This is a genomic window from Parvularculales bacterium, from assembly GCA_036881865.1.
In the GTDB taxonomy this organism is placed as follows: Bacteria; Pseudomonadota; Alphaproteobacteria; order JAPOUT01; family JBAJNM01; genus JBAJNM01.
Map to the genome: position 1 here is coordinate 1 of JBAJNM010000018.1, position 21,260 is coordinate 21,260.

A 21,260-nucleotide genomic window follows, 5' to 3' on the forward strand; every position below is an offset into this window, starting at 1 on the left:
CCATCAGGAACTGCTCACGATCGTCAGTCTTAACAACCGGCTTGTGCCCTCAGGGGAGTTGGATACGGGACAGGGACGGTTTGCCGTCAAAGTGCCCGGGTTATTTGAAACACGGCAGGATGTCCTCGAACTGCCCATCAAGGCGTCAGAAGGCAGCGTCGTCACCTTAAGCGATGTGGCGACCATACGCCGCACCTTCAAGGATGCTGAAGAATACGCACGTTTTAACGGCCGCCCTGCCATTGCCATCGAAATCACCAAGCGCATCGGCAGCAACATTATCGAGACAACCGAGAAGACCAGAGCCCTCGTTGATGAACTCTCCGCCGACTGGCCGGAGACTATCAGGGTGGACTACATGCTGGACCAGTCAAACTGGATTAAAGGCACTCTCAACTATCTTCAGGCGGCTATTCTCACCGCCGTGCTTCTGGTCATGATCGTGGTGGTCGCCGCTCTGGGCCTGCGCTCCGCCCTGATGGTGGGGATTGCCATTCCGACCTCGTTCATGGCGGCTTTTTTCGTTTTGGCCTCTTCCGGCTTCACCATCAACATGATGATCATGTTCGGGCTGGTGCTATCGGTGGGCATTCTGGTGGACGCTTCCATCGTGATGGTGGAATACGCCGACAGGAAAATGGCTGAAGGATTAACGCGGGTTGACGCCTACACTCTTGCGGCCAGACGCATGTTCTGGCCGATTGTTTCATCAACGGCGACAACCCTTGCCGCGTTTTTGCCCATGCTGTTGTGGCCCGGGGTGATCGGCAAGTTCATGGGATATCTGCCCATCACGCTTATATTTGTGCTGAGTGCCTCTCTGGTGACGGCTCTTATTTTCCTGCCGGTTTTGGGCAGTCTGGCGGGTGGTACCGAGGCCCGCAATGTTAAGGCCCTCAAACAACTCTCCGGAACGGAAGCCGGAGATGTGCGGACGATCCCGGGTTTTACCGGCTGGTATATCCGGATATTGGACCGCCTCATTTACCACCCCGTACAGGTTATTGCTGTAGCTCTTGTTATATTGGGTTCCGTTGTCTTCATCTTTATTCAGAATAATCCCGGTGTTCAGTTTTTCGTTGATACGGAGCCCAGATATCTCGTTGGCCAGGTGAGTGCGCGGGGCAATCTGTCGGCGCAGGAGACGTCAGATATCGTCCGCACCGTAGAAGAGATTATCCGGGAGGTAGATGGTGTCCTTCATGTCATGTCTTATGCAGGCCCAAGCCGGTCTACAGGCGACCGGGAAACACAACAGCCGCTTGATACGATCGGAACGCTTCATATAGAACTCCTGCCTTACGAGGAGCGCCGTTCAGGTTTTGTCATTCATGAGGAATTGCGCGAGCGCGTAAAAAACCTGCCCGGTATCAATGTGGAGATCATCAACCGTCGAGATGGCCCCTCCAGCGGTAAGGACGTTCAGATAGAACTGACATCCACCGATTATGAGGCCATGATTGAAGCGACAGCCTTTATCAGGGAGCATCTGGACAAGAACGTAGCCGGCATTATTGATATTGAAGATACCCGTCCCCTGCCCGGCGTCGAGTGGGAACTTGATGTGGACAGGGAAAAAGCCGGACGCTTCGGAACCGATGTTTCATCTATCGGCGCTTTTGTGCAACTGGTCACCACAGGCGCTCTCATCGGCGAATACCGGCCTCATGATGCAGACGAAGAAGTGGAAATCAGGGTGCGTTTCCCGCATGAATACCGTAATATTAATCAGCTGGATCAGTTGCGTATCACAACGCCCACGGGTAGCGTGCCGATCAGCAATTTTGTCACGCGCCGGCCAACGCCCAGAATATCCAGCATTGAGCGGATAGACGGGTTGCGCCGCATGGAAATCAAGGCCAATACGGCGCTGGATCCTGCGACGGGAAAAAAGATCCTTGCCGATGACAAGGTCGGAGAAATCAGTGCATGGCTGGATCAGCAAGACATCAATCCTCTCGTCCGGGTACGCTTCAGGGGAGCGAATGAAGAACAGGCCGATGCGCAGGAGTTTCTGTTCAAAGCCATGCTCGGAGCCCTGTTCCTGATGTTTGTTATATTGCTGACCCAGTTCAACAGTTTTTATCATTCCATATTGACGCTCTCCACGGTGGTGATGTCCACCGTTGGCGTTTTGGCAGGCATGATCATCACGGGACAGACATTTAGTGTGATCATGACCGGTACCGGAATTGTGGCACTGGCCGGCATTGTCGTGAACAACTCCATTGTTCTTATTGATACCTATCAACGGCTTCTTCGTGATGGCCTTAATCAGGTTGAGGCGGCCCTGCGAACCGCCGGACAACGCTTAAGACCCATTTTACTGACCACCATCACCACCGTATGTGGCCTCATGCCTATGGCCGTTCAGGTGAACATCAATTTTTTCGAGCGTGACATTGTGTTGGGTGATCCGATTTCGATCTGGTGGACGCAGATGGCGACAGCCATTATTTTCGGCCTTGGCTTTTCGACAATGCTGACGCTGGTTCTGGTGCCCGTTCTGCTGGCGGCACCGGCTGTCTGGCGTAACAGACACACGGAACGTATGGGAAAACCGGCAACCGAAACAACGCCCACCCCCGCTGAGTAGATATTCTTCTATTGACTATTAAGTCGTTGGTAGCGTTTATAACTCACAGGTAAGAGAGCTAGGTAGCCGGTACATATCAGTGCTAGCGTCAACCATGGATAGCTAATAAAAGCAGCAGCCAACAAGCCAATCAGCACTAACGTCAACAACGCCATATCAAGCCGCACTCGCCTTACCAAACGTTTGCCGGAAAATGTTGGAATACGGCTCACCATAAGAAAAGAAATCAATCCCGTATAAAGAACGGTCAAGATTGGCCAATAGACAACCCCTTCCCACCCTAAAAAACCTAAATAAAACGGCATCATCACCAGTGTGGCTGCTGCCGGTGCCGGTACGCCAATAAAATAATCAGTAGCCCAAGGCTGCTCTATGTCATCATCCTGTGCCACATTGAACCGTGCAAGCCGTAAGGCACAACAAATGCTGTACCCAAGGACGACCATCCAACCCGCATCCGGTGCTGTCTGCAATGCCCAGAGATAAATAAGCAAGATCGGCACTACGCCGAAATTGAAAAAGTCTGCCAGAGAGTCGAGTTCAGCCCCAAATCGGGTAGCACTCTTAAGAAGACGCGCTACACGACCATCCAGTGCATCAAACAAACCAGCCATTAACACCATCGCCACAGCTAACTTAAACTGCCCTTCAAAACCAAAACGTAAAGCCGTCAACCCCGCACATACCGACAAAATAGTCAACACATTGGGTATAAGATTGCGTAACGGTAATGACCGAAGCCGCTCACGACGCCGGCGACGCATTACACGAGAGGATACGTTTTTCTGATCTTCAGTGTTCATGGGAGGATTTCCCGTTATCTCACTAGATTATCTAGTGACAGTTTCCCAAACTTCACCATTTATAGTGCGGTCTGCAATAATGGTTTCTCCAGCGACAACCCCCTGCCTCAAGGCCACACGCGGCTGTACGTCCGGTTGCAGATAAACATCTACCCGACTACCAAAGCGAATAATACCAATCCGCTCACCAGCCTGTACATTATCCCCCTCCTCTACTGCAGGCACAATACGCCGAGCCACTAATCCGGCAATCTGGGTAACTATAATATCGTCTCCCCTGTCATCCTCAATAACAATCACACGGCGTTCATTATCCTCGCTGGCTTTGTCCATAGAAGCATTAATAAAAAGTCCGGGCCTGTAAGACGTCTTGACAATTTTCCCCGTAATGGGCGCACGATTAACATGACAGTTAAAAACATTCATGAAAATACTCACCCGTAGACGCAGGTCCTCTCCCATATTCAATTCCGGTGGAGGGGCAGCCTCAGTTATCATGCAGACAACGCCATCAGCCGGACTAACAATTAACCCCTCCCGAACAGGCGTAACACGCTCAGGGTCCCGAAAAAAAAGAACACACCATACTGTTAACACGATCCCCACCCAGCCAAGAGGTTCCCAGACGAGAAAAGCCACGAGAGTCGCAACGGCAAAAATGATAATGAAACGCCATCCCTCACGATGAATTGGGGTCAAGATCCTAGCCAATGTATCCATAGTATTTTTCTCCTCAACAGAACATGTCATTAAAACTGCCTATATTCTACCCTCTTTTTCTTAAAGTAAGACGCCACACATCCATAGAAAACACACACACCCCCATCCAAATAAGGATAAACGTCAACATATAGACCTCATTAAACGGTTCGCCATACACAACCACCGCCATCAAGAACAGCATCGTAGGCTCTAAATATTGCATCAACCCCACCGTAACCATGCGTACGCGTTGCACGCCATAGGCAAACATAACTAGTGGGATTGCAGTTATAGGTCCCAACATCAAAAGAAAGGTTATTGTCCACCAATCATCTCCCATGACATTTTGTCCCTCTCCTGTAGACGCCCACAATAGCCAGAGTATTGCCCCTAAAACCAGAATTAAAACTTCAACGCATAATCCTTCTGTAGCTCCGACCGGTGTTGTTTTGCGAATGTAACAATAACAAGAGAAACAGATAGCCAAAAGAACAGAAACCCACGGGAGGATGCCAAGAAAAACTACCAGGTTCAAAACCCCAAACCCTGCTAGCATCATGGCGGCCCATTGGGCACGGGTTAAGCGTTCTGATAGAATGAAAACCCCTACGAGCATGCTCACCAGAGGTGTTATATAGAAGGAGAGGCTTATCTGTAAAATCAGGTCGTATTTGACAGCATAAACGAAAATCACCCAACAACTACCTATTAACAAAGCGCTAACCAACAGGCGTTTCATCAATTTGGGTGTGGATAAAATGGTAGCAAGGGCCCACCAGCGGCCCATAAGTATGAGTAATATAACACCCAGAACCGCTGTCCATAAAACACGATGAGCTGCCGTTGTATAAATATCTAAATGATCTAGTTGCTTAAAGAAAACAACACTGCTGCCCCATATGATATTGGAACCGACAACGGCCAGTAATCCTGTGAGACCAGGTGGCGGGTGGCCCAAGACGCGCCTGCGCCCTGAAGCCCGGGCAAGGGTCACCTATATGCTCCGGCCGCCCCCGGGAAGAGGTGCGCCAGCATGAAATAATTTATAAACAATGCTATCCAGTAGCGCTTGGAAAGATGCATCTACGATGTTTTCTGAAATCCCTACAGTAAACCAGTGATTATCCTTATCGTCAGCACTTTCAATCACAACACGGGTAACGGCATCGGTGCCGGTTCTCGTTAATATACGCACCTTGAAATCTACAAGACGCATATCGCTGATATAAGATGAGTATTTGCCTAGATCCTTGCGTAAGGCGTTATCTAGCGCATTCACGGGGCCATTGCCCTCTGCTACGGAAAGCAACGCCTCACCATCCACCGTTACCTTGACTGTCGCCTCAACAGCGTTCACTAGTTTACCCAGAGCATTGTGGCGACGCTCAGACATAACTCTGAAGGATTCCACCACAAAATACTCAGGAATTTCTCCCATAATCTGCCGTGCCAACACCTCAAAAGAGGCCTCCGCTCCATCATAAGAATATCCCATAAATTCACGCTCTTTAACGATTTCAAGCAGATTTTGAATACATGAATCATCGGCGCTTACCTCAAGTCCAACTGATGCTAGCCGTCTCGCGATATTGGCGCGGCCGGATTGATTGGAAACCAGAACATGCCGCTTATTACCAATCATCTCTGGTGGCACATGCTCATAAGTGCGTGGATCTTTTTGCACGGCAGAACCATGCAAACCTGCTTTATGGGAAAAAGCAGCATCCCCCACATAAGGGGCGTGACTGTCGGGAGCTCGATTAAGTATTTCGTCCAACACAAAAGAGACTCGCCGCAGAGATTGCAGCCCTTTCATACTAACTCCAGTCTCAAAATAATCCGAGAACTCAGGCTTAAGTAGCAAAGTTGGTATAATAGAGCATAAATTAGCATTACCGCACCGCTCGCCAAGACCGTTAAGCGTTCCTTGAATATGACGCACACCGCTTTTTACAGCGGCCAGAGTATTGGCTACAGCATTTTCCGTATCATTATGGGCATGAATACCCAGACGCTCACCGGGTATCATGGTAGCAACCTCTGACACTATGCGACTGACTTCTCCGGGTAGAGTACCCCCGTTGGTGTCACACAACACAACCCAGCGTGCACCATTATCAATAGCCGCCTTCAGGCACGCCAGCGCATAGTCAGGGTTAGATTTATAGCCATCAAAAAAATGTTCGGCATCCACCATAACTTCGCGGCCACGAGCGCACGCTACCTCAACAGAGTCCGCAATGGCGGCTAGATTTTCTTCATGAGTAGTCTCTAGAACTACCTCTACATGAAAATCCCAACTTTTAGCTACAATGCACACTGCATCCGTCTGAGGTTCAAGCAACGCCGCTAACCCCGTATCATTGCTAGCGCTACGTCCAGGTCGCCGCGTCATACCAAAAGCCGTAAACTGCGCATGTGACAAAGCAGGAGGCTTAGAGAAAAATGCCGTATCAGTCGGGTTAGCTCCCGGCCAACCACCTTCTACATAATCCAACCCTAACTCATCCAGGATCTCCGCAATGCGATACTTATCGTCAACGCTAAAATCCACGCCACGCGTCAATGCACCATCCCGTAGCGTTGTATCCAGAAGGTAAAGTCGTTCTTTGGCCATTGTTCCGCCTTCCCTCTTCGTCTGCACCCTAAAAACTTATGCGGCCAGACCGGCAAGACGAGCCTTGACCTGTTCAGGGGAGATGAGAGGTAGCAGGTTTTTAAGAGCCGGTCCATGATGTTTTCCCGTTAAAGCCAATCGGAGCGGTTTATAGAGCGCCTGCCCTTTTGTACCGGTTTGTTCTGATATCGCCTTGGTCCATGTGCCCCAACTGCTCTCATCCCACGGTGGGAGGGGCAAAAGGTCAACGGCTACGGCAAGAAATGCCGCATCTTCCACCACCGGCTCAACCGGCCCCACAACCACCTGCCACCACAAAATCACCTCATCAAAGCGCTCAAGATTATCCCGTACCCCCTCCCAAAACATAGCCCCACCACCAATTCCCATAACCTCAAGACGCTCCCGCACTTGCCTATAAGCCATCCCGTGTAACAGTCGAGTATTAAGATTCCACACAACCGCCTCATCAAAATGAGTAGGCGTACGCCCCAGCCGCGTTAAGTCAAAGTGTGTCGCTAACTCTTCAAGAGAAAACAATCCACTCGTTGCATCAACCAACCCGGGACCGGCCAGATAACCTGCCAGCGCCATAGGCTCTATGCCCTGATTTTCCATATCACGTGCTGTCAATGTTCCATGCCGCTTAGAGAGCGGTGTTCCCTTTGCACCCACCAGCAACGGATGATGGGCAAAAACCGGAATATCTAGCCCCAACGCTTCATGGAGTTCTATTTGAGCGGCGGTATTGGTGGCGTGGTCCTCGCCACGAATAATATGGGTAATAGAAAAATGACCATCATCCACAACACTGGGCAGAGTATAAAGAAAGCGTCCGTCTTCCCTTTGAATAACAGGATCGGATACAGAATCCGTAGCAACAGACATATCACCCCGCACCATATCGGTCCAGCGCACTGTTTCTCCCGACAAGCGAAACCTCCAATAGGGCTTGCGCCCTTCTGCCTCCAGACGAGCACGGTCGGCAGTGCTTAGAGCAAGGGCGGCTCGATCATAAACCGGTGGCTTGCCATGCCCCAATTGACGGCGACGCTGACGCTCCAACTCTCCAGTTGTTTCGTAACAAGGATACGCCAGACCTTTTTTTGCCAATACCTCAAGGGCTACTTTATGAGTCTCAGCTTGCGCCGATTGCCGTACTTCTTCATCGGCCTCAAGACCCAGCCACCTCAAATCATCACGGATGGCGGTCACGTATTCCTCACGACAGCGCTCCGGGTCTGTATCGTCAAAGCGCAACAACACCTGCCCCCCTGAGGCCCGCGCAAAAAGCCAATTATAAAGAGCGGTGCGCAGATTCCCCACATGTAACCGCCCCGTTGGTGACGGTGCAAAACGAACCATCGGCTGTGTCATGGCAGATTATACCTTATCCTGCTTTGGGTCGCGGAAGGCATTGGTTAGAGGCCAACGTCGATCACGACCAAAATGCCTCACCCCCACCTTAACACCGGGGGCTGCCTGTCGGCGTTTATACTCTGCTATGTGAAGCAAATGTTCAACGCGCCTCACCACATCCTCGCTATGGCCATGTGCTACAACCTCTCTCACGCTCATATCCCGCTCTACCAGACATTCCAAAATATCATCCAGCACATCATAAGACGGCAGGCTATCTTGATCTTTCTGGTTTTCGCGCAATTCTGCCGTGGGGGGTTTGGTAATAATTGTCTGTGGAATAACCACCCCTTGCGGACCCAACCCTTCATGGGGGCGGTGAGCATTACGCCAGCGCGATAATGCAAATACCTGCGTCTTGTATAAATCCTTGACGGGATTAAACCCGCCGTTCATATCGCCATATAAAGTGGCGTATCCAACAGAAACTTCCGACTTATTTCCCGTGGTCAACACCATGTGACCATATTTATTGGACAACGCCATCAACAATACACCCCTTATGCGAGATTGTATGTTCTCTTCCGTAATGTCAGGAGGTTTCTGCTCAAACAAAGGCGCAAGGCTTTCCTCTAACGCTTCAACGCTCTCGCCGATGGCAATTTCTGATAGTTTAACACCAAGGTTTTGGGCACATGCTTTTGCATCAGAAAAACTACTATCCGCGGTATAGCGAGACGGCAACATCACGCACCACACCCGCTCTGCTCCCAGTGCATCCACAGCGATGGTGGAACACAGGGCGCTGTCAATGCCCCCCGATAAACCCAGCACGACACCAGGAAACCGGTTTTTGTTCACATAATCCCTAACGCCGATCATAACGGCGTTGTACATGGCTTCAAGCCCCTCCTGCAGAGAGGTTTGCTCTCCTGTAGCACAACTCCAACCGGATTCCTCCTGCGACCATTGGGTTACCGACACACAATCCCGCCACGCCGGTAACTGAACCGGCTTTGACATATCTACATTCACCACAAAAGAAGCACCATCAAAGACCAACTCATCCTGCCCTCCCCACTGATTGATATAAATCAAGGGCAAGGCGCATTCCTGAACACGTGAGGTTACATGGGCCTGTCGGTTAGCAAATTTGTCATGACTAAATGGTGAACTATTTGGCACAATGAGCAAATCTGCACCCGCCTGCTTTAAGATAGCGGTGACATCCTCAAACCATACATCCTCGCAAATCGGTACCCCCAGCCGGACCCCACGCCACTCAATAGGCTGTGGCATTGGCCCCGATATAAACACGCGCTTTTCATCAAAAACGCCGTAATTGGGCAGGTGGGTCTTAGCGCAATGACCCACAAGAGCGCCCCCGTCAAGCAGCACGACACTGTTATGCAATTTCCCTTCCAACACCCATGGTGCACCTAGAAGCAAAGCCGGTCCGCCATCGGCTGTCAGCGCAGCTAACTCTCTCACCTGTGCTGTAACCGCTTCCTGAAAGGCCGAGCGCAAGACGAGATCCTCCGGCGGATAGCCACTCAAAAATAATTCACTGAACACTACTAAATCGGCGCCTTGCTGTGCCGCCTCCTCCCGAGCGCGACGCACCAACCCGCCATTACCCACAACATCCCCAACAATGGGGTTCAACTGGGCTAGGGCTATAGCGAGTTCTGTCATATTATGCTCCGTTATCCTGTCTGATTAAAGCAGCCTGCCGCGCAAAACAACCATTATCATCGAGGAATACATCCGATTGGGGATGGACTTTATCAACTCAAACGGCAAAAATACCGATCCTGATAAATGACCTTTGTATAAAGAGGATAAAATCCTATGAGCCAAACTGTTAATCGCCGTATTCTTCTGGCAGCAAAACCCTCTGACAAGCTAGAGCCGCAGCATTTTTCTATAGAAGATGCTCCCATAGATGAGCCGGGGGCCGGAGAAATCTTGATCAAAATCCTATATCTCTCACTAGATGCCGCCAACCGCGCATGGATGCAGGGGCGCACCTATCGGGACGAAGTAGGGGCCGGAGTTGTAATGCCTGGCAATGCTTTGGGAGAAGTTGTTACTTCCAACGACGCCTCCTTTGCTCCCGGTGATCTTGTGGAAGGGGATTTGGGATGGCAATCATATGCGGTTCATCCGGCACAAGACTTGCAAAAACGCACAACCCATGAGCCCTTGAGTCATTTGCTGGGTATCTTGGGAATTACCGGCAAGACAGCTTATTTTGGCCTCTTGGATGTCGGTCGCCCTAAACCCGGAGATGTGGTTGTGGTATCAGCAGCAGCGGGTGCCGTTGGTTCTGTAGCGGGTCAGATTGCCAAACACATGGGGTGTCAGGTGATTGGTATTACCGGTAGTGCGAAAAAATGTAACTGGATTACTCAAACCCTTGGCTTTGACGGAGCCATCAATTATAGGGAACAGAAAGTCGGCAAGGCTCTGAGAGAAGCCTGCCCTCAAGGCATTGACGTCTATTTCGACAACACTGGCGGTGATATTCTGGAGGCCGCCCTGTTTTCAATGAAACAAGGTGGGCGAATTGTGTGTTGTGGGGCTGTCTCTCAATATGACACCGGCAACCCAGGTCCGGGTCCGCGTGGTGTGCCGGGCCTAATTGTCACCAAACGGCTCACTATGGAGGGCTTTGTGGTGATGGATTTCGCTCCACGCTGGGCGGAGGCGGAATTACGTCTCGCTCAATGGGCAGAGGCGGGGTATATTCATGTTGCTGAAGATATTCTGGAGGGGCTGGAGCAAGCACCCACCGGGCTGATTGGTCTGCTGGCTGGAGAAAACACCGGCAAGCGACTCGTCAAGGTTGCCTAGTACAAACACATAAACAAGAGAACGTATAAACAGAGAAAAAGGAATTATCATGTCCAACATTATAAGCAAAGAAATCCATTTAGCATCCCGTCCTAATGGTATGCCAAAATTGTCAGATTTCACTCTTGCCGAGAATAGCCTGTCTCAACCGGAGGCCGGGGAGTTTCTGGTGCGCAATATATGGATGTCTGTAGACCCCTATATGCGAGGACGCATGATGGATCGTGAAAGTTATGTACCTCCCTTTCAGATTGGTCATGTCCTAGAGGGCGGCTCTATCGGTCAGGTGGTAGCCTCATCTCACGATGATTACGCGGTGGGAGACTACGTCAGCGGCATGATGGGCTGGCGGGAATATTTCATCAGCAATGGCGATATGATGAGCAAGGTAGATCCCTCCATAGCACCCATTGAAACATTTCTCGGTACTCTGGGCATGCCAGGCCTAACGGCGTATGCCGGACTGCTACGGGTCGGCGCTTTAAAAGACGGTGAAAATGTGTTTGTCTCCGCGGCCTCCGGTGCTGTGGGATCTGTTGTCTGCCAAATTGCCAAAGCCAAGGGATGCCATGTGGCTGGAACCGCCGGTTCAGACGAAAAATGTGCCTGGTTGGAGAAAGAGGCCGGCATAGATGCTGCCATCAACTACAAAACATGCGGCGATTTAGATAGCGCTATTCGCAGGGCTTCCCCGAAGGGTATTGATGTTTGCTTTGAAAATGTCGGTGGAGCACATCTTCAGGCAGCATTAAATAATATGCGCATGCGCGGCCGTATTGCTCTGTGTGGCATGATTGATCAATACAACAATACCGCTCCTGAGCCTGGCCCTAACAATCTAATCTTGGCCGTGGGTATGAGTCTAAAAATGGAAGGCTTTATTGTCACCAACCATATAGACATGATGTCGGATTTCCATCGTGACATGGGACAATGGATTACCGAGGGTAAAATCAAATGGCGTCAAACAGTAGATGAGGGTATAGAAAAAGCACCGGAAGCATTTTTAAAACTGTTCACAGGTGATAATTTCGGTAAGATGCTGGTGAAGGTCGGACCCGACCCGGCAATCTAGCGTTTACGACCCCGTCATAGAAGCGAGAGGGGTGCTGCTGCCGATGATGGTCTTCTCACGTTCTTTTTTCAAGCCTTCCGCAACCATAAACGCTAACTCCAGCGCTTGGCTGGCGTTAAGGCGCGGGTCGCAATGGGTGTGATAACGGGCAGATAAATCCGTTTCCGTAATCGCCTGAGTGCCACCAAGACATTCTGTTACGTTCTGGCCGGTCATTTCCAGATGAATACCACCTGCATAAGACCCCTCTGCCTGATGAACAGACATGAAAGCCCGCACCTCACTCAAAACGCGCTCAATAGGGCGCGTCTTATAGCCATTTATGGCCTTAATCGTATTACCATGCATGGGGTCACACGACCACACAACTTTGCGACCCTCGCGCTGAACCGCCCTTATAAGCGCCGGTAAGTGCTCCTCAACTTTATCCGCACCAAATCTGCAAATAAGAGTAAGCCGCCCCGGTTCATTATCAGGATTGAGAACATCAATCAAGCGGAGTAATTCATCTGGGGTAAGAGACGGACCGCACTTCATGCCGAGAGGGTTTTTAATCCCCCGCACAAAATCAATATGAGCTCCATCCGGCTGGCGGGTCCTATCTCCCACCCAGAGCATATGAGCAGACGTATCGTACCAATCACCCGTTGTTGAATCTACACGGGTCATCGCTTGCTCATAACCCAGCAGAAGAGCTTCGTGACTGGTGAAGAAGTCCGTGCTCCGCATCTGGGGAATGGTAGAAGGATTCATGCCACACGCCCGCATGAAGGCCAAGGATTCGGTAATCCGGCTCGCGAGTTCTTCATAGCGAGTACCCCCCAGAGAGGAGGCGGCGAAGTCCATGTTCCAACTATGCACAAGTTCCAAATCAGCATAGCCCCCTTGAGCAAACGCCCTCAAGAGATTCAACGTAGACGCCGCCTGTCTATATGCTTGCAATTGACGCTGAGGATCCGGTTGCCGCGCCCGCTCTTCAAACTGAATGCCATTGATAATATCGCCCCGATAACTTGGTAGCGTCACACCATCTATGGTTTCATAATCATCTGAGCGCGGTTTGGCGAATTGTCCGGCAATGCGCCCCACCTTAACTACAGGTGAGGATGCTGCAAAGGTTAAGACAATCGCCATTTGCAGTAACACCCGAAAAGTATCCCGTATGACATCAGGATGATGCTCAGCAAAACTTTCAGCACAATCACCACCTTGCAACAGAAAAGCTTCACCTTCTGTCACTTGTGCTAATTGTTGCTTTAGAGTACGTGCCTCGCCAGCAAACACCAGAGGAGGGAACCCGGCCAAGCGCGTCTCCACTGCCACTAATGCGTCAGAGTCAGAATAATTCGGCACTTGCCGAATAGGTTTTGTACGCCAACCATCAGGCATCCAGGGCGCTGTCATGGTTTTTTGTTCCGCTGTTTGAGAGACGAAAGGAGAACATACACTTATTGTTATTTTTGCGCAATTTCTCTTTTATTCATAATTTATCCAGCCCTAGCCTGTCCACTTTTCCCGCATGGTAACCAGTTCCTCAGCCGCTGTAGGATGAACTGCAATGGTCGCATCAAACTGAGCTTTAGTAGCTCCCATCGTAACTGCAATCCCCACCGCCTGTATCAACTCGCCACTATCCGGTCCCATCATGTGAACTCCCAAAATGCGGTCCGTCTTGGGGTCTACCAGTAATTTCATCAGAGTTTGCTCATCACGCCCGGATAAAGTGTGCTTCATAGGGCGAAACCGGCTCTTATAGACATCCACCTCTTCATAGCGCTTGCGGGCCTCTGTTTCCGTTAAGCCCACCGTACCCAAGGGCGGTTGGCTAAACACAGCGGTAGCAATAATGGAATGATCCACGGTCAGTGGATTGTCATTAAAAACCGTCTCTGCAAAAGAAACCCCTTCACGGATAGCAACCGGCGTCAAATTAGCGCGGTTGGTCACATCACCTATAGCATAGATATTTTCCACGTTGGTTTTTGAGAATCCATCAACCTGCACAGCCCCTTTCTTGTCAACAACAACTCCTGCCGCTTCAAGACCCAACCCCTGAACATTAGGCACACGCCCGGTGGCATACATCACAAGGCCCGTCTCTAGTACCTCTCCCCCTTTGAGAGTGACCTTCACCCCTGTCTTATTTTTCTTAAGATCCTCAACGTCACTACCGATACGCACGTCAATCCCCTTTTTTGTCATCTCTTCACGTAGACCGGTACGCAAATCCTCATCAAAGCCACGTAGGATTTCATCCCCCCGATACAACAACGTAGTCTTAACTCCAAGGCCATTAAAAATACCCGCGAATTCAACAGCAATATACCCCCCCCCAACAACCACAATATGATTCGGTAGCGTCTCTAGATGAAATGCCTCGTTAGACGTAATGGCGTGCTCAATGCCCGATACATCAGCCGGAACAAAGGGTGTTGCTCCCGTAGCAATCAGAATTGTTGCTGCTGTCAGAGTCCGTCCGCTAGCAAGGCGCACCGTATGATTGTCAACCAGTTCGGCGTGCTCATTCACTATAGCCACACCTGCTTTTTCCAGATTAGTAATATAAACGCCGTTCAACCGATCAATCTCACGATCTTTATTACGGATAAGAGTCTCCCACGAAAAAGACGGCTGGGACATCTGCCAACCAAAACCGGCAGCATCCTCCATATCTTCGCCAAAGTGACTGGCATAAACAAACAATTTTTTTGGCACACACCCACGAATAACACACGTACCGCCAATGCGGTATTCTTCTGCAATCGCTACCCGCGCGCCATACTGCGCCGCCATGCGGCTTGCCCGCACACCACCGGAACCTGCACCGATGGTAAATAAATCATAATCGTACGTCGTCATTGTTGGGCCTCCATAATATGTATGCCCTCTGCATTGGCGATCATAGCCTTGGCTACCATACCAATAAACAATCCATGGCCCAGAACGCCCGGAATGGCATCCAAAGAGACCGCCAGAGAAGCCGGTGAAGTTATCTCATTTACGTAACAATCGTAGATATGATTTCCCCCATCTGTAATATAAGGCCTGTTATCTTCTCTCTTTCGTAACGCAACCTTGTCTGGCAAATTTAACTCTTTAAGACAAATCTGGATAGCCCGTGCCGTAGCGACAGCACAGAATCTATCAACCTCGACCGGCAGAGGAAACCGCCCAAGCCTATCAACCAACTTACTCTCATCAGCGATAACCACAAATGAGAGCGCCGCATTTGCTACAATTTTCTCCCGCAATAAGGCTCCACCTCCCCCTTTGATAAGACGTAAATCAGAGTCAATCTCATCTGTGCCATCCACCGCAAGATCAAGAGATGGCATATCTTCCGGTGCTATAAGAGGAATACCTGCTTGCTCCGCTAAGTGTGCTGTGCCTTCAGACGTAGCAACCCCCTGCACTTTCATCCCCCCCTTCGTAACCTTCTCTCCTAAATACTCAATAAACCACCGCATAGTTGTGCCGGTGCCAAGTCCCAAAACCATGCCCTCTTCCACCAGGTCCATACTATGGGCCGCAACCTTTTTCTTTAACGATAGCGCTTCGCTCATATTTTTACCTGTTACTCTGTTACGATGCCCAATCATAGCGTAACATACGATTAGAACATGCTACCGTATCACGAATAAGTCTTTTATGATGACACCCACCATCCTTTTTGACCTAGACGGTACGCTGGTTGATACAGCCCGCGATTTAGTTGAAGCCCTCAATGCTGTGCTAGATCATCATGGGCGCACCCCGGTTTCTGTTGATGAGGGACGTCTGATGGTAGGTTACGGAGGACGCGCCCTACTAAAACATGGCTTTGCCGCTACCGGCACACCCGCTGATGATGGCCTACTGGATACCTGCTTTCCCCTGTTTCTAGAAAAATATGAGGCTCATTTGACGCGCTACTCCACACTTTATCCGGGGCTTGTGGCACAATTAACCTCTCTGGTGGAGGAAGGTATTCAGTTGGGGGTAGTCACCAACAAACCTGAACGTTTAGCACGTCTTGTGCTGACCGAGACCGGCATAGACCATTATTTTTCCGCTCTCATTGGTGGCGATACTCTGGCAGAGAAAAAACCTCATCCCGCTCCTCTCATAGCGGCCCTTAATCAGATGGGTGGCTCTGCAGCACACGCTCTTATGGTAGGAGACAGCCAGATTGACAAAGATAGCGCGCAGGCAGCCCGCATGGTTTTTATTGGCGTGAGCTTCGGCTATAGCAAGCCCCCTATGGCAGCCCTTGAGCCAGATGGCCTGCTTAACCACTACGATGACCTACCCGCTGTCGCACACCATCTGCGCCCGCTTGACTTCTCACCTCCCTCATAGCCACTATAGGCATTAGCATAAGGGCGGTTAGCTCAGTTGGCAGAGCACAGTGTTCACATCGCTGGGGTCACTGGTTCAAGTCCAGTACCGCCCACCATATCCATGCGTGAATACATATAACTTCAAACAAAAAATATTAATTTTACACCAAAGTCACTGAGAAATTTTTTCCATCTATTCATCCAACTCGACGTATGTACAATTATAAATGTCGCGAAGCAATTCACCGTCAAACCTCCAGTAGGGACTTGGTTGGACCGAATAATCAATACCCAACACAATACGTGTTGCGCGTGTCAGAGACATTTCCTCACCTCTGAAAGTCACTTTCTTGGGGCCAGAAACTTCAGCGGTGTCCTCCGAATTTACTGCCTGTAAGACGGAGCCAGTCGGGATTGACATCTCGTTAAAATTTAAATTGGGTCGTCGAGACGAGAGGCGTTTAGCGGCTTCGCGGGACTGTGTATCTATCTCCTCATTCTCAGCATTGATTTGAGGCGTAACGTCCTCAAGCCCGAGCCGGTCAAGTAGAACCGACGCCTGCACTTCAGCAATTTCAAAAAATTCACGCTGACTATTAATGCGATAAGGGCCAAAGGCAGTGTGCAAAGCTTTTTCTACGGCAATCTCATCTTCTACTTTGACAGCTTTTGCGCATTCGAATGGAACCGGAACACCAGTTGAGTAGAGTTCACCCATTCTGGCTTGTGGATCCTCCCGTGTCGTCTTTCCAATTTTTACCAATCCTGGCATTGCAGAATTAGTGAGAAGATAGATAATCCCGGCCAACGGCTTCCTCCTAAACCCTCCAAATTTGCTCCGCAAGAAAGCTAGGGAGGTAATAAACCTAAATAAAACAAACTCTGGTGCGTAATCCTACCCCCGTCTTGCGACGTACACGAAAATAAATAGTTCACCATCAAAAAAACTTCGATAACTTATACCACCCTACAACAAATTAATTTTGTGAACAATCTTAAGGGTTCATAGAGGGTAGCAGAAAACTTTCCTACGTGCCATTAAGAGCGTCCCAAGGGCAGTTGTCAGGATGATAGTTGAAGGGAGCGATAAGCAGCTTTCCGTCAGCGGGTTGCTATCAAAAGCCCCTGCTCCTGCTATAATCGGAACGGTCACAATGCCCATTATTGCTTCCTTCCAGAACATCATATTTTTCCTGAAAGCCTATGCTCTCGTATAACCTTAAGATAAGATAGTAAATATTTCGTAAAGGAAAAGATTAGATGAATCTTCCTATGGATTTTTCAGCATTTCCGGCCTTTGAGCCCGGATGGGTATGGCTGGCAGGAGCAGGTCCAGGGGATGTGGGTCTTCTGACGCTGCTCGCAGCCCATGGATTGCAACAGGCGGATGTGGTTGTCTATGATGCACTGGTATCAGACGGGGTGATGGCGTTGGCACGAGATGATGCAGTGCAGATATACGCCGGTAAGCGCGGAGGGCGGCCCTCCTGCCGGCAACAAGATATTTCAGCCCAACTCATTGAACGGGCCAAACAAGGATTACGGGTTTTGCGTCTTAAAGGAGGAGACCCGTTTGTTTTTGGGCGCGGCGGTGAAGAGGCGCAAGCTCTGGGGGTGGCAGGGATTCCGTTTCGGATTATTCCGGGTGTTACGGCAGGTATTGGTGCCCTAGGAACTGCAGGAATTCCCCTAACCCATCGTGATGTCAATCAGGCCGTGACCTTTATTACCGGCCATACAGACAACCCCGAAGGCACCACAAGCCTTGACTGGCAAGCCCTTGCCCGTAGCGCACCGGTGTTGGTTATCTATATGGGCATGCGCCGGCTTGAAGCCATCGCCCAAAATCTATTGAACGCCGGAAAGCCACCTGATGAACCGGTAGCCATTATCAGCAATGCCACTTTGCCGGACCAGCATATCTTAGAGACTACCCTGTCGCTAGCCGCGCAAGACGCCAGCGCTCACGGTCTTACACCTCCGGCTATTATTGTGATTGGCGATGTAGTGCCGTTACGCACTCACCTAAGAAAAACGTAATGACCGGGCGCTAAACTTGGGCGCTATCGCGAGAGGAAACCTTCTCGTACCATTGCGTTAAGTTATTGCACTCTTCAGGTATTTTGGTGCGGGTAAAACGAGCAAAATCAATCGTTGTCATAGCGACAATATCAGCGAGGGTATAACGGTCACCTGCAATATAATCGCGCCCCTCTATAGAGCGGTCTATGAAAGACAGCATTTTTATAATGCGCTCTTTATTGATTTCTCCCCATTCAGGAATTTGCGTCTCTAATTCCGCCATCGCCGGATGCGTGTGACGGTAATACATAGCAACCGGAATCATAAAATTGAGTTCCATACGCCGTTGCCACATTTCTATGATGGCACACTCCAGAGCATCTTTACCCATGAGGTTTGGCTCAGGTTGAAGTCCTTCAAAATAACGGCAGATAGCGATACTCTCGGTAAGCACCTGACCATCATCAAGGATCAACGCTGGTACCTGACTAAGAGGGCTTATTTTCCGATATTCAGAAGTTTTATGCTCTCCTTTCATGATATCAACCTGCTCCATGGGCACCTCAATGCCTTTTTCAGCAAGAAAAACCCGCACCCGACGGGGGTTAACAGCCAGAGTCGTATCATATAGTTTCATAGATCAAGTCTCCCTCGTAGTCCCATTATTATATGCACTGCTGATATGCCTGTTAGCATACCTATAAATATTCTATTCTCAAGAGAAATACCCCCTTGACCCACACCTAATAGTAAGACAAAACAAGCGTTGCTGTTGATAATGTATTGAATGAGGAAATATCCATGAGCATTCGTTTTGATGACAAAGTTGCGATTGTTACGGGCGCAGGCGGTGGTCTGGGCCGGTGTCATGCACTAGAATTGGCGCGACGCGGAGCCAAGGTTGTCGTGAATGACTTAGGCGGCTCGGTTGACGGGTCAGGAGGTGCACCACAAGCAGCTGAATCCGTAGCGCAAGAAATAAAAGATAGCGGAGGCGAGGCCATTGCCAATGGATCCAGCGTCACGGACGATAAAGGCGTTGCCACCATGATTGATGAAACCATCAAGACATTTGGCCGTTTGGATGTTTTGGTGAACAATGCCGGTATTTTGCGAGATAAAAGTTTTGCCAAAATGGAGCTAAGCGACTTTGAAAAAGTCATGGATATTCACGTCATGGGAACTGTCAAACCCACAAAGGCCGCATGGCCCATTATGAAAGGACAGGGCTATGGCCGTATTATGGTGACCACATCATCTTCCGGTCTTTATGGTAATTTTGGCCAGACAAACTATGGTGCAGCCAAATTAGGGCTGGTGGGCTTTATGAACACCCTCAAATTAGAAGGCCAGAAGGATAATATCCACGTAAATGCTCTAGCACCTGTAGCCTATACCCGCATGACGGCTGACCTTATGGCACCGGAGGCTGAGCAAATGCTAACACCGGATATGGTAACCCCCGCCGCCGTTTATCTGGTGAGTGAGGAGGCCCCGACAGGGGTTGTGCTGTGCGCAGGTGCCGGTGTGTTTTCCGTTTCACAGGTCATGGAGAGCGATGGCGTTGTACTCAAGGGTGATGATTTGAGTGCCGATGGCGTTGCCAAGAATTGGGATACCATCGCAGACATGTCAAAAGCCCGCCCATTCTTTATGGGCGGAGAGCAAACCGGTAAAGTTTTGGAAAAACTCTCCGGTAAATAAACCAGAAAAAATTAGTCTTTAGCTGGCCTTATCAACAGCATTGAGATAATCGATGATCGGCGCACCCGCTAGCACGGCGCCAAGTTTTGGTCCGGCAGCACGGAAATGCTCTGTCTTGCCGTGGGCTTCTAAAGCCTCTTGAGAGCTATAGCGCTCCATAAAGACGTAGACGTTCTTATCCTTCTGAGATTGAAAAGCATCATACATTAAGCATTCCGGCTCGCTGGCTTTTACCTGAGCGCGTAAATCACGTACAATAGATTCAAACTCTTCTTGTTTGCCGTCCTGAATGGTCAAAGTTGCTACAACACCGATAGACATGGGAAAATCTCCTGTTTCTATTTATGGGGGGTACTCCCTAGCGCCCTTTATAAGTGCCGGGGCGTTTTTCAAAAAAGGCTGTAAGGGCCTCGTGATGATCTTCTGTGTGATGTGCCAGTGATTGCATCACGGCTGACATTTCCATCACCGTATCAAAAGAATTATACAATCCCTCGCGCATCAGTTTTTTTGTCATACGGAGCACATCCGGTGGCTGAGCGGCAACTTCCGCAGCTAGAGCGTGAGCCTCATCCATTAATTTTTCGGGAGATACCACTTTTGACACCAACCCCCAATCAAGAGCGGTTTGGGCATCAATGGTACGGGCTGTAAAAAATAATTCTGCCGCACGTGCCATACCAATGGTTCGAGGTAAAATCCAGGCACCGCCATCTCCCGGCACGAGTCCCAGACGCAAAAATGTTGCTCCAAAAATAGCATTATCTGCAGCAAGGCGCATATCAGCCAGACACGCAACATCATTGCCAAGGCCGATGGCCGGTCCGTTAACCGCCGCAATAACAGGAGCGCGAATACTCCACAAGGCGCGGATAATACCATGGATGCCATTGCGATAGTGATCTGCCACCTCAACGCCGGGGCCGGTAAATCCACCACCACCCTCACGCATGGCTTTGATATTGCCACCCGCTGAAAAAGCCTTACCCGCTCCGGTTAAGATGACGCAGCGTACGTTGCGGTCTTCGTTAATCTGGGCTGCGGCGCTAGTAAAGTTCGCCGCATCCTCTGACTCCCCCAAAGGGTTGCGGCTTTCAGGACGATTGATCGTTAGGGTTACAATCGGTCCTTCTCGTTCAAAAAGCAAAGCTCCTGTCATAGACATTCTCTCTGTATCTTAGGCATTATACAACAAGCTTCCCGTTAA

At 50.0% G+C, this 21,260-nt stretch carries 19 protein-coding genes and 1 tRNA gene; 7 read left to right on the forward strand and 13 right to left on the reverse strand.

From position 1 onward, the window contains the following. Positions 1-2,596: efflux RND transporter permease subunit (locus V6Z81_05535; protein MEG9861948.1), on the forward strand; the 2,596-nt coding region annotated here is incomplete at its 5' end. 8 nt (positions 2,597-2,604) lie between these two features. Here the strand turns inward: V6Z81_05535 and pssA are convergent. From pssA to V6Z81_05565, 6 genes are read right to left on the reverse strand one after another with little or no spacing between them, the layout of a single operon-like run. Then, entirely contained in the window at positions 2,605-3,399 is a 795-nt protein-coding gene (gene pssA / locus V6Z81_05540) for a CDP-diacylglycerol--serine O-phosphatidyltransferase (GenBank protein ID MEG9861949.1), read from the reverse strand. Between the two features lie 27 nt (positions 3,400-3,426). Further along, positions 3,427-4,149, reverse strand: coding sequence for a phosphatidylserine decarboxylase (locus V6Z81_05545; GenBank protein ID MEG9861950.1), 723 nt, complete (start codon positions 4,147-4,149; stop codon positions 3,427-3,429). A gap of 16 nt (positions 4,150-4,165) precedes the next feature. Next, entirely contained in the window at positions 4,166-5,095 is a 930-nt protein-coding gene (rarD, locus tag V6Z81_05550) for an EamA family transporter RarD (protein MEG9861951.1), read from the reverse strand. Further along, positions 5,096-6,718, reverse strand: coding sequence for a citramalate synthase (gene cimA, locus V6Z81_05555; GenBank protein ID MEG9861952.1), 1,623 nt, complete (start codon positions 6,716-6,718; stop codon positions 5,096-5,098). It lies immediately after the preceding gene. 36 nt (positions 6,719-6,754) lie between these two features. Beyond that, a complete protein-coding gene (gene gltX, locus V6Z81_05560) occupies positions 6,755-8,095 on the reverse strand; it encodes a glutamate--tRNA ligase (GenBank protein MEG9861953.1) in 1,341 nt (446 codons plus the stop codon). Positions 8,096-8,101: 6 nt separating this feature from the next. Continuing rightward, positions 8,102-9,772, reverse strand: coding sequence for an NAD+ synthase (locus V6Z81_05565; protein MEG9861954.1), 1,671 nt, complete (start codon positions 9,770-9,772; stop codon positions 8,102-8,104). 156 nt (positions 9,773-9,928) lie between these two features. On the opposite strand from V6Z81_05565, the gene V6Z81_05570 reads away from it, so the two are divergent. Together V6Z81_05570 and V6Z81_05575 are read left to right on the forward strand one after the other, a co-directional pair. Beyond that, positions 9,929-10,933, forward strand: coding sequence for an NADP-dependent oxidoreductase (locus V6Z81_05570; protein MEG9861955.1), 1,005 nt, complete (start codon positions 9,929-9,931; stop codon positions 10,931-10,933). 49 nt (positions 10,934-10,982) lie between these two features. Continuing rightward, positions 10,983-12,008 carry an NADP-dependent oxidoreductase gene (locus V6Z81_05575; GenBank protein ID MEG9861956.1) on the forward strand — a complete coding sequence of 342 codons (1,026 nt, stop codon included), beginning with the start codon at positions 10,983-10,985 and terminating at the stop codon, positions 12,006-12,008. A gap of 3 nt (positions 12,009-12,011) precedes the next feature. Here V6Z81_05575 and V6Z81_05580 read toward each other — a convergent pair whose 3' ends face one another. The 3 genes from V6Z81_05580 to rpiA all read right to left on the reverse strand — a co-directional run bounded on the left by V6Z81_05580 (position 12,012) and on the right by rpiA (position 15,571). Beyond that, positions 12,012-13,412: a 3-deoxy-7-phosphoheptulonate synthase class II gene (locus V6Z81_05580; GenBank protein MEG9861957.1), complete on the reverse strand. Its 1,401-nt coding sequence runs from the start codon at positions 13,410-13,412 to the stop codon at positions 12,012-12,014. A gap of 93 nt (positions 13,413-13,505) precedes the next feature. Next, positions 13,506-14,867 (reverse strand): glutathione-disulfide reductase, encoded by a 1,362-nt coding sequence (gene gor, locus V6Z81_05585; GenBank protein MEG9861958.1) that lies wholly within the window; start codon positions 14,865-14,867, stop codon positions 13,506-13,508. Beyond that, entirely contained in the window at positions 14,864-15,571 is a 708-nt protein-coding gene (gene rpiA, locus V6Z81_05590) for a ribose-5-phosphate isomerase RpiA (protein MEG9861959.1), read from the reverse strand. The genes gor and rpiA overlap by 4 nt, the downstream gene beginning before the upstream one ends. Positions 15,572-15,656: 85 nt before the next feature. On the opposite strand from rpiA, the gene V6Z81_05595 reads away from it, so the two are divergent. After that, on the forward strand, positions 15,657-16,346 hold the full coding sequence (locus V6Z81_05595) for an HAD family hydrolase (GenBank protein MEG9861960.1): 690 nt from the start codon (positions 15,657-15,659) through the stop codon (positions 16,344-16,346). A 21-nt stretch (positions 16,347-16,367) separates the two neighbouring features. Then, positions 16,368-16,443 (forward strand) — tRNA-Val (locus tag V6Z81_05600). Positions 16,444-16,520: 77 nt separating this feature from the next. On the opposite strand, the gene V6Z81_05605 is transcribed toward V6Z81_05600, so the two are convergent. Then, a complete protein-coding gene (locus V6Z81_05605) occupies positions 16,521-17,171 on the reverse strand; it encodes a GIY-YIG nuclease family protein (protein MEG9861961.1) in 651 nt (216 codons plus the stop codon). Between the two features lie 416 nt (positions 17,172-17,587). On the opposite strand from V6Z81_05605, the gene cobA reads away from it, so the two are divergent. Further along, a complete protein-coding gene (cobA, locus tag V6Z81_05610) occupies positions 17,588-18,367 on the forward strand; it encodes a uroporphyrinogen-III C-methyltransferase (protein ID MEG9861962.1) in 780 nt (259 codons plus the stop codon). A 10-nt stretch (positions 18,368-18,377) separates the two neighbouring features. On the opposite strand, the gene V6Z81_05615 is transcribed toward cobA, so the two are convergent. After that, complete coding sequence (locus tag V6Z81_05615; protein ID MEG9861963.1) at positions 18,378-18,986, reverse strand: glutathione S-transferase; 609 nt, start codon at positions 18,984-18,986, stop codon at positions 18,378-18,380. 164 nt (positions 18,987-19,150) lie between these two features. Here V6Z81_05615 and V6Z81_05620 point away from each other — a divergent pair, with 164 nt between their 5' ends. Beyond that, positions 19,151-20,053, forward strand: coding sequence for an SDR family NAD(P)-dependent oxidoreductase (locus V6Z81_05620; GenBank protein MEG9861964.1), 903 nt, complete (start codon positions 19,151-19,153; stop codon positions 20,051-20,053). An 18-nt stretch (positions 20,054-20,071) separates the two neighbouring features. Here V6Z81_05620 and V6Z81_05625 read toward each other — a convergent pair whose 3' ends face one another. Both V6Z81_05625 and V6Z81_05630 read right to left on the reverse strand, forming a co-directional pair. Then, positions 20,072-20,374: a putative quinol monooxygenase gene (locus tag V6Z81_05625; GenBank protein ID MEG9861965.1), complete on the reverse strand. Its 303-nt coding sequence runs from the start codon at positions 20,372-20,374 to the stop codon at positions 20,072-20,074. A 37-nt stretch (positions 20,375-20,411) separates the two neighbouring features. After that, positions 20,412-21,212 (reverse strand): crotonase/enoyl-CoA hydratase family protein, encoded by an 801-nt coding sequence (locus V6Z81_05630; protein MEG9861966.1) that lies wholly within the window; start codon positions 21,210-21,212, stop codon positions 20,412-20,414. Positions 21,213-21,260: the final 48 nt, after the last annotated feature.